At 63.2% G+C, this 1371-nt stretch carries 2 protein-coding genes; one reads left to right on the forward strand and one right to left on the reverse strand.

The genetic code is table 11. The annotated features are described in order from the left end of the window. Positions 1–716, reverse strand: a 716-nt coding sequence (locus B2994_RS04710; protein WP_291527219.1) for a TPM domain-containing protein, incomplete at its 3' end; no start/stop codon positions are given. A 288-nt stretch (positions 717–1004) separates the two neighbouring features. Between B2994_RS04710 and B2994_RS04715 the strand changes: the two genes are divergently transcribed. Further along, positions 1005–1298, forward strand: coding sequence for a WXG100 family type VII secretion target (locus B2994_RS04715; RefSeq protein ID WP_291527220.1), 294 nt, complete (start codon positions 1005–1007; stop codon positions 1296–1298). The last annotated feature ends 73 nt before the right edge of the window (positions 1299–1371 follow it).

A 1371-nucleotide genomic window follows, 5' to 3' on the forward strand; every position in this document is an offset into this window, starting at 1 on the left:
GCGCGCTTGCCGGCGTGCTTGCTGCCGTGTCGCGAACCACGGCGACGATGCAGTATGAAGAACACGACTCCCGCCATGACAAGGAGCACCAGCACGGCGACAAATACCCATATGCCGATTGCGGTGGCGGCGGATGAGGTGCTGGTGGTCTTCGCCTTCTTGATGGCCTCCATCATCGCCTTGGCGGAACCCGGCCAATCCGGATCGGATTGGTTGGCGAGAATGGGGCCGACGGCCGCTTCGGACAGCTGGTCCACCGTCGCGGTTTTCTTCAGCCACTCATCCGAATTCGACGAGACGGCAACCACCAGATTGCCGTCTTGGGTCGCGACGGCCAGCATCACCGTATTGGGCTCCGGAGACGTGGATTCCAAGGTCTGGGAAGCCCATTGCTCCGGATCGACGCCCTGCCTGAAGTTCGGCAGATACAGCAGCCTGACGGATACGCCGGTTTCCGCCTTGGTCTTATTGATGGCATCGTTGACCGACGCCGCATCGCCGCCCAGCAGGTTCTCCGTATCGGTGATGGAGTCGGTGATGGTCATCTGGGTCTCATCGTCCTGCGATGAGGCGTCCTGCGACGGGGTCGCGTCATCGGCCATGGCGGTGGGAACGATGGGGAGCGAAACGCCCCTTGAACCGGACTCCGGCATTACACCGACGACCGCCACGGCAAGCGCCAACGCCGCCAGGGCCACGGCGACGCGCCGCATCATCCGTGCGACCGACGCGCACCGGGACCGAGGTCTCGACACGCCGCCCATAGGCTGGACGCCGTCGACGAAAACGGCATCAGCCGCGGATTGCCCGCATCCGGGAGCCCCGAAGGCCCGACACGCAGCACCAACGTTTACCCGGGCACATTCGGCCACATCCGTCGACCGCACGACCCCATTCATTCGAATTGTCATATGCTCAACCTTAGCGGCCGTCCGGACCGTCGCCTCTCCCAACAGTTCCGGGTCTTTGACGCAGACCCGTCACCACCGACGAAAGGAACCATCATGCCGCAATATTCCGTGGATTCCGAACAGATCCAATCATCAAGCGCCGCCGTGCAGCAATCGGTTGAGCAAATCCGCCAAGCCGTGCAGGGCATGTACGCCAATCTCAACGCACTGCAGGGAGTCTGGCAGGGCGGCGCGGCAACGCAGTTCAGCTCAGTCGCGCAGCAATGGCAGGCAGCGCAGCAGCAGATGGAGCAGTCGCTCGAATCGATTCAGCAGGCGCTCGCACAGGCGTCGATGGTTTACTCCGACGCCGAGATGCAAGCCGCGCGCCTGTTCGCCGCCGGCTAAAGCGCATCCGGCAATCCGACGACCGCCAATATGCACAATGGTGGGGGTATGACCGCCACGCGGTCATACCCCC

The organism is Bifidobacterium sp. UBA744, from assembly GCA_002298605.1.
Taxonomy (GTDB): domain Bacteria; phylum Actinomycetota; class Actinomycetes; order Actinomycetales; family Bifidobacteriaceae; genus Bifidobacterium.